A 7,839-nucleotide genomic window follows, 5' to 3' on the forward strand; every position below is an offset into this window, starting at 1 on the left:
ACCGAGGTGCTCGCACTGCTCGACGACGCCATCTCCCGCCTGAACCCGGTCGTGGAGGCCACGGTGTGGGCGGCGGACGGCCACGCCGCCGAACTCCGGGCGATGGCCCGCGGTTCCGGGCCCGCGACCCGGTTCGGTCGTGCCGGCATCGACCTGGAGGTGAGTGCCCCCCTCGGCGAGCTGTCGTCGATGGTCGCCTCCCAGGGCGCCGACGCCGTCGCCCTGAGACCCGCCGAGCTGCGCGTCCGGGTCGTGACCATCCTCACCGCTGCGCAGGAGGCCGTCCGATGACCCCCCGTGCCGTCCCCCTGGCGACGCTGCTCAGCGTGGTCCCCTACTTCCACACCCGGGGAGCCGTGCCCGTGGCCGACGCCGCGCGGGACCTCGGCATGTCGGACAAGCAGCTGCGGGACGCCCTGTGGCAGCTGTGGTCCTGCGGGCTTCCCGGGTACGGCCCGGGTGACCTCATCGACCTGGCGTTCTCGTCCGAGGACCTCGACGACGCCGAGCTGGTCGAGGTGACGTTCACCGCCGGGATCGACCGGCCCGTGCGGCTCACCGCCGCCGAGGCCGTCACACTCGAGACCGGACTCGCGATCTTCCTGGACCATCCCGAGGTGGTCGACCAGACCGCCCTGCGCGATCTGCTACAGACCCTCCGGACCGCGGCAGGTGTCGAGTCGGGTGCCGGGGGACGCGGCGTGGACGCCCCCCGTCCGGAGACCACCACCCCGGATGCCGATGTGGTGCGTACCGCGGTCCACGACGGACACGCGCTGCGATTCGTCTACCACTCGGCCAGCTCGGACACCTCCACCACCCGGGTGGTCGATCCGGCTCGCCTCTCGGTGTCCGACGGCCACTCCTACGTCCACGGCGTCGACCGCGGGACGGGTCAGTGGAGGACGTTCCGCACCGATCGGATGAGCGGGGTGGAGGAGGTCGGACCGCGCCGGGCGCTCGGACCGGAACCCCAGGACGACGGCGAGGCGGGCGTCCTGATGGAGCGGGCCGTCGTCCCCTCGGCCGCGGCGTGGTTCCTCGACGAGTTCGGTTTCCATGACGTCGTCCGGCGTCCGGACGGTGATCTGGACGTCTCGATCGCTTATCACGACCGGGCGTGGCTGGTCAGGTTCCTGCTCGGGCACGCAGACGTGGTGACGCCGTCGGACCCCGCGCTGGCCGCGGAGATCGCCGCCCGGGCCACCGCGGGACTCGCGCTCTACTCGGCAGGCGACGACTCGATATCGTCGACGTGAAATCGTGGTGAACCCGCTGGTCACCGCCTTTGCAGACGAGGACCGCGACAACGCCTGTCGGCCTCGGTGCGTTAGCATGGGCATGTTGTCCCACAAACGGAGGTTGACATGGGTGCGTTGAGCATCTGGCACTGGCTCATCGTCCTCGCGGTGGTGCTGATTCTCTTCGGCTCCAAGAAGCTCCCCGACGCCGCGCGCGGTCTCGGCCGGTCGATGCGGATCTTCAAGTCGGAGATCAAGGAGATGCAGAACGACGACAAGCCGGCCGAGCCTGAGGCGCTCACGCAGGCCGGCCAGCCGAATGCGGCGCAGTACGTCCAGCCGCAGGCGCATCCCCAGCAGGCACAGCCCCAGACCCAGGGTTACCCGCAGGCCCCGCAGCAGCCGTACCAGCAGACCCAGGCTCAGCAGCCGGGTCAGCCCCCGCAGCCGTACCAACAGCCGGGTCAGCCCCAGCAGCAGTACCAACAGCCACAGGGTCAGCAGCCTAATCAGCAGCCGCCGCAGCCCGGCCAGCACCAGCAGCACTTCGATCCCACCGCGCCGTACGACGGCGGCACCGGCCCCCAGCGGTAGCAGGCCACCTCACCGATGACGCGGACCGGACCGGAGAAGACCGGCGCCACCCCCAGGGGCGGCGCCGGTCGGCTGCTGTCCAAGCGCAGGCGCCGGCCCCGGAACCCCGACGGCACGATGCCCCTCATCGAGCACATCTACGAGCTGCGCACGAGACTGCTCATCGCCCTCGCAGCGATCGTGGTGACGTTGGGGTTCGGATTCTGGTGGTACGGCAGCGGGTTCTTCGGAGTCCCCTCGCTGGGTGAGATCCTCACCGGCCCGTACTGCGACATCCCTCCCGGTGCCCGACTCCAGCTCGGCGACTCGGGGGACCAGTGCCGCCTCCTCGCCACCGGCCCCTTCGAGCAGTTCATGCTGCGTCTGAAGGTGGCCGCGACCGCCGGCATCGTGCTGGCCAGCCCGGTCTGGCTCTACCAGCTGTGGGCCTTCATCACTCCCGGCCTGCACAAGAACGAGAAGCGCTACGGGATCGCCTTCACGTTCCTCGCCGCCGTCCTGTTCATCGGCGGCGCCGTCCTGGCCTACATCGTCATCGTCTTCGCCCTCGAGTTCCTGCTCTCGATCGGCGACAACGTCCAGACCACCGCCCTCTCAGGTACGCAGTACTTCACCTTCCTCATCCAGCTGATCCTGATCTTCGGGGTGAGCTTCGAGATCCCGTTGCTCATCGCGATGCTCAACGTCGCCGGAGTGCTCCGGTACGAGGTGCTCGCCAGGTCCCGCCGCGGGATCATCATGGGGATCTTCGTCTTCGCCGCCGTGGCCTCGCCCGGGCAGGACCCGTTCTCGATGCTGGCCCTCGCCGGGGCGGTGTGCATCCTGGTGGAGATGTCCATCCAGTTCGCCCGCATCCACGACAAGCGCAAGAGCAGGAACCGCGAGGAGTGGCTCGAGGTCGACGACGAGTCCGCGTCGCCGCTGGGCCCGTCCGAGCGCCTCGACGGCTCCGGTGCGGTCCGGTCCACCGGCCCGCTGTCCGCACCCGAGCCACTCGGTGGTGCCCGGCCCCTCCAGGCGCCGTCGGGTGGGGCGATGTATGACGACACGCTCTGAGCCCCACGATTCGGGCACGCTGCTCGAATCGTTCCTGCAGACGGAGGGCTTCGACCCGGACCCGTTCCAGCTGGAGGCGTTCACCGCGCTCGACGCCGGCCGCAATCTGCTCGTCTCGGCGCCCACCGGCTCGGGCAAGACGCTCATCGGGGAGTACGCGGCCCACCGGGCGTTGTCCGGCGGCGGCAGGTGCTTCTACACCACGCCCGTCAAGGCGCTGAGCAATCAGAAGTTCCGGCAGTTCCGTCATCGGTTCGGGCCCGAGAACGTGGGGCTGCTCACCGGGGACCACTCGATCGACGCCGACGCCCCGGTGGTGGTGATGACCACCGAGGTCCTCCGGAACATGATCTATTCCGGCTCCTCCGCCCTGCACGACCTGGACTGTGTGGTCATGGACGAGATCCACTACCTGGGTGATCGGTCGCGAGGGGTGGTGTGGGAGGAGATCATCCTCACCCTCGATCCGGCGGTTCGACTGGTGGGCCTGTCGGCGACGCTGAGCAACACCGACGAGCTGGGGGACTGGATCAGCGAGATCCGGGGGGACACCGCCGTGGTGCTCTCCGAGCTGAGGCCCGTTCCGCTCGCACACATGCTCTACACGGACGGGGATCTGATCCCGGTCCGCGCGGCGGCCGACCAACGGCGGCGCACCCGAGGCGGATATCACGACGAGCGGGTCGCGGCCCGGCCCCGAGCGCAATGGGCGCGGCGCCAGGACGTCATCGAGAAGCTCGACGACGACCATCTGCTGCCCGCGATCTACTTCGTGTTCTCCCGGGCGGGCTGCGACGGGGCGGTCTCGCAGATGCGGCGGGCCCGGTTGCGGCTGACCACCGGGGAGGAGTCCCGGCGGATCGCCTCGCACGTCGACGCCGCATGCGCACAGGTGCCCCGACATGACCTGGACGCGCTCGACTTCACCGCCTTCAGGGCCGGGCTGGTCAGCGGCATCGCGGCCCACCACGCGGGGATGCTGCCGCTGTTCCGGACCATCGTGGAGGAGTTGTTCTCGGCGGGTCTGATCAAGGTGGTGTTCGCCACCGAGACCCTCGCCCTGGGAATCCACATGCCGGCCCGCGCGGTCGTCCTGGAGAAGACCACCAAGTTCAACGGCGACACCCACGCCATGCTCACCTCCGCGGAGTACTCGCAGATCACCGGGCGCGCCGGGAGGCGGGGGATCGACACCAAGGGCACCGCGGTGGTGCTGGACCAGCCGGACCTCGACCTGGACGCGCTGTCCGCACTGGTCGACACCCCGCGATTCCCACTGCGCAGTGCGTTCACACCCGACTACTCCATGGCCGTCAACCTCGTGGAGCAACTCGGCGTGGCGGAGGCCACCTCGCTGATCGGCAGGTCGTTCGCGCAGTTCCAGACCGACCGCACGCTGGTGTCCCGGTCCCGGGCGGTGGAACGCAGGACCGATGAGAGGGACCGAATCCGGGCCGATCTCGAGGGCGCCGGCGGAGACCGGCAGCTCGACGAGTACATGTCGCTCCGTGCGGACCTCGGCCGACTGGAGAAGTCCACCGAGAAGGCGACCCGGGAGGACCGGCTGGACTCCGTCCGTGCGGCGATGCTCAAACAGACCGCGGGTTCGGTGATCACCGTGGGCCGCAAACGGTTCGGCATGGTCGCCACGGTGCTGCAGGTCCGCACCGATATCCCCGCCGACCCGGCACTGCTGTGCCTGACCGACACCGGCTGGACCGGCTGGCTGCGCCAGCAGGACTTCGCGGCACCCCCCGTCCCGGTGGGGAGGGTCGATCTGCCCCGCGGCCGACGCAAGCTCGACGGGCGGGCCAAGCGGGCGCTGGTCCATCGGATGGAGGGGCTCCGGGGTAAGGCCCGAGGTCGGATGAAGAACGCCGGCGGCAAGCCCGTCCGCAAGGACCCGCGGATCGCCGCGGCGCGCCGCGCCGTGCGCCAACACCCCCTCCACGACGACCCGCGGATCGACAGGCTGGCACGTCTCCACGAACGCTGGGCCCGGGCAGCGGCGGACGTGGCTGAGCTCACCGCCGAGGTGGAATCCGACTCCGACTCCCTGGCCCGCCGTTTCCGGAGGATCGTCGGTCTGCTGGAGCACCTGGGTTACCTGGAGGACCGGGAGGGCGAGATCCGCGCCACGGACGCCGGCCGCCTTCTCGCGGGTGTGCACACCGAGCAGGACCTGTTCGTGGCCGAGTGTCTCCGACGCGGCGTGTGGGCCGGGCTGGACCCGGCCGGGTTGGCGGCGGTGATCGCCACCGTCGTGGCCCACCCCCGCAGTGACGCGGTGGTCCGCGAACCGTCCGACGAACTCCTGCGCGCGGCCCTCGCCGAGACCGAACTCGTCGCCGCCGACGTCGCCGCGACCGAGAAGGCTCACCAGCTGCCCTCGACCCCGGATCTGGACGCGGGGCTCGCACCGGTCCTGCACCACTGGGTGTCGGGTGGCGCGCTGTCGTCGATCCTCGCCGCGTCGTGGCAGGAGGGCGTGGAACTCACCGCCGGGGACTTCGTCCGCTCGGCACGGCTCGTCGTGGACGTCCTGGCCCAGGTCGGGCAGGTCGCCGAGCCCGATCTCGCGCGGACGGCACGATCGGCCGTGGGGTCCCTACGTCGCGGGGTCGTGCTCGACCACACGGTCTGACCCCCGTCGCGCCATCCCTCCACCGCGCAGTCGCGCCATCCCTCCATCGCGAAGAGCGTTCCGCACACATCGTGCGAGAAGAGGGTGTGCGGAACGCTCTTATCGATGACTGGCGCTGGTGATTTCCGGCGCGGGAGATGACCGGCCCCGGGCCTGCAGGGGACCGGCGACGGCTCTCAGGCCGGGTCCAGGACCGAGGCCGCCTTCTCCAGACGCCCGATCGCACGCGCCTGTCCCGTGGCCTCACCGAGGGCGTCCAACCGCGCCCGGTCCACGTGTCCGCGCCGGCCGTCGGTATCACCCTCGAACTCGAGCTCGAACCCGCGACCCCGCAGACGGACCACTCCGCGGGCGGCGGTCAGATAGTCGGCGGCCTCGAGAACCGCCTTCCGCTGCCGGGCGGTGAGACCAGATCCGTCGTCCTCGGCGGCCTCCACGATGCCGTCGAGGCCCCCGTACTCCCGCACGAGGGAGGCCGCGGTCTTGGTCCCGATCCCCGCCACGCCCGGCAGGCCGTCGGAGGCGTCACCGACGAGCACCGCGTAGTCGGCGTACACGCGCGCGTCGTCGCCGAGGGGAAGATCGAAGCGCTCCGCGACGACCTCGGGGGTGTACGCGAGTCGCTTCTTCATCCCCGCCCCCACGTACACGACCGTGGTGCTCGCCGACGCCAGCTGGAACAGGTCGCGGTCGCCGGTCACCACCAGCACCTCGCGATCACGAGCGGCCAGTTCCGCCAGGACGTCGTCGGCTTCGGCGTCGGCGGCGGACGCCTGCGTGATACCCGCGGCGGTGAGGATCTCCCGTATCGCGCCGACCTGCGGGTGGAGTGAGGCGGGCGCGTCCTCCCCGCCGTCGTCCCCGACACGGTGGGCCTTGTACGACGGAACCAACCCCACACGCCAGTCGGGGCGCCACTCGCGGTCCAGGGCCGCCACCAGTCCGGCCGGCGAGTACTCCTCGAGGAGCACCGACACCATGTCGCAGAATCCACGCACCGCGTTGGCAGGTGCGCCGTCGGGTCCGGTGATCTTCTCCGGTACCGAGTGGAACGCGCGGAACCACAGGCCGGCACTGTCGAGAACCATGAGCGGGCCCTGGGACACCGCGCCTCCTCGGGTCGAGTGTGGGCCGGGTATCGACCTTGCGTCAGAATAGTCCTCCCCGTGAGAGGGCGAGGTGACAGTGGTCCGCCGGGAGCGGACGGCGGGCGCCCGCGACGCCCGACGACCTAGGGTGGGGGGATGAGCACCGGCCCCTCGGACACCCACGCCCGGCGACTGACGGCGGTGCGTGATCGAGCGCGCGAGCTCGGGATCGATCACGTGGTGGTGTACTCGGGCGAGGACATGGACTACCTCACCGGCGAACGCATGGAGTCCCACGAGCGGCTCACGGCCCTCGTCGTGCCCGTCGGGGACGGAACGCCCCTCCTCGTGCTCCCTGCGCTCGAACTCTCCGGTGTCACCCGCCGGGCCGCCGCCCGGGTGGGCGCGGAGATCCATCCCTGGGCGGACGGTACGGACGCGGTCCCCCTGGTCGCGGGCACGGTGTGGGGCCGGATCGCCGTCTCGACCGCGCTGCCCGCGCTCCATCTCGTCCCACTCCAGCTGGGTGTCGACGGTGAGGTGATCCTGGCCTCGGAGGTGATCGACCACGTGCGGGCCGTCAAGACGCCGCACGAGCTCGACCAGCTCGCCGAGGCCGCCCGCCGTATCGACGCGGTCCACGCGCGGATGGGTGAGTTCCTCGAGGTCGGTCGTAGCGAGGAGCAGGTGGGTGAGCTGATCTCCGCCGCGATCGTGCAGGAGGGGCTCACACACGCCGAGTTCGTGATCGTCGGCTCGGGGCCCAACGGCGCCGACCCGCACCACGGGGTCTCAGACCGCGTGATCGAACCGGGGGACATCGTCGTGGTGGACATCGGCGGGCCACTCGAGAGCGGGTACCACTCGGATTGCACCCGCACGTACTCGATGGGGGCGCCCGACCCCGGGATCGCCGAGGCGTACGCGGTGCTGCAGGAGGCGCAGCGTCTGGCCCGGGAGGCGGTGCGCCCTGGCGTCGCGATCGGCGAGGTCGACGCCGCGGCCCGCGAACACCTCGCGGCCGCGGGGCTCGGGGAGTTGTTCCTCCACCGCACCGGACACGGGATCGGTCTGGGGCTGCACGAGCCCCCGTTCGTCGCGCCCGGGGCCGACACCGTGCTGGCGGAGGGCATGGTGTTCTCCGTCGAGCCCGGGATCTACACGGCGGGCGGGTGGGGTGCCCGTCTCGAGGACATCGTCGCGGTGACGGCGGACG

Annotated in this window: 6 protein-coding genes and 1 pseudogene; 6 read left to right on the forward strand and 1 reads right to left on the reverse strand. The window is 70.8% G+C overall.

Features of this window, described 5'->3' with window-relative positions:
* The 5 genes and pseudogenes from G6017_RS11205 to G6017_RS11225 all read left to right on the forward strand — a co-directional run.
* Positions 1-291, forward strand: a pseudogene (locus tag G6017_RS11205) (helix-turn-helix transcriptional regulator); the annotation flags it as partial.
* Positions 288-1,259: a helix-turn-helix transcriptional regulator gene (locus G6017_RS11210; RefSeq protein ID WP_182617382.1), complete on the forward strand. Its 972-nt coding sequence runs from the start codon at positions 288-290 to the stop codon at positions 1,257-1,259. The pseudogene G6017_RS11205 and the gene G6017_RS11210, both read left to right, overlap by 4 nt.
* A gap of 108 nt (positions 1,260-1,367) precedes the next feature.
* On the forward strand, positions 1,368-1,835 hold the full coding sequence (gene tatA, locus G6017_RS17240) for a Sec-independent protein translocase subunit TatA (protein ID WP_182617383.1): 468 nt from the start codon (positions 1,368-1,370) through the stop codon (positions 1,833-1,835).
* Positions 1,836-1,952: 117 nt separating this feature from the next.
* Complete coding sequence (gene tatC, locus G6017_RS11220) at positions 1,953-2,891, forward strand: twin-arginine translocase subunit TatC (protein ID WP_241730486.1); 939 nt, start codon at positions 1,953-1,955, stop codon at positions 2,889-2,891.
* Positions 2,875-5,535, forward strand: a complete 2,661-nt coding sequence (locus tag G6017_RS11225; RefSeq protein ID WP_182617387.1) for a DEAD/DEAH box helicase — start codon at positions 2,875-2,877, stop codon at positions 5,533-5,535. Before tatC ends, G6017_RS11225 begins: the two co-directional genes overlap by 17 nt.
* Positions 5,536-5,711: 176 nt before the next feature.
* Here G6017_RS11225 and G6017_RS11230 read toward each other — a convergent pair whose 3' ends face one another.
* Positions 5,712-6,641, reverse strand: coding sequence for a 5'-3' exonuclease (locus G6017_RS11230; protein WP_179525258.1), 930 nt, complete (start codon positions 6,639-6,641; stop codon positions 5,712-5,714).
* Between the two features lie 138 nt (positions 6,642-6,779).
* Here G6017_RS11230 and G6017_RS11235 point away from each other — a divergent pair.
* The coding region (locus G6017_RS11235) for a M24 family metallopeptidase (RefSeq protein ID WP_182617388.1) at positions 6,780-7,839 on the forward strand (1,060 nt) is incomplete at its 3' end.

Origin of the sequence: Dietzia sp. B44, assembly GCF_014145245.1 — a bacterium.
In the GTDB taxonomy this organism is placed as follows: domain Bacteria; phylum Actinomycetota; class Actinomycetes; order Mycobacteriales; family Mycobacteriaceae; genus Dietzia; species Dietzia natronolimnaea.

What these genes read in the sequence shown, in the direction of transcription:
- G6017_RS11210 (WP_182617382.1), top strand. Translation starts at nt 288, where the DNA reads ATGACCCCCCGTGCCGTCCCCCTGGCGACGCTGCTCAGCGTGGTCCCC.
- tatA (WP_182617383.1), top strand. Translation starts at nt 1,368, where the DNA reads ATGGGTGCGTTGAGCATCTGGCACTGGCTCATCGTCCTCGCGGTGGTG.
- tatC (WP_241730486.1), top strand. Translation starts at nt 1,953, where the DNA reads ATGCCCCTCATCGAGCACATCTACGAGCTGCGCACGAGACTGCTCATC.
- G6017_RS11225 (WP_182617387.1), top strand. Translation starts at nt 2,875, where the DNA reads ATGACGACACGCTCTGAGCCCCACGATTCGGGCACGCTGCTCGAATCG.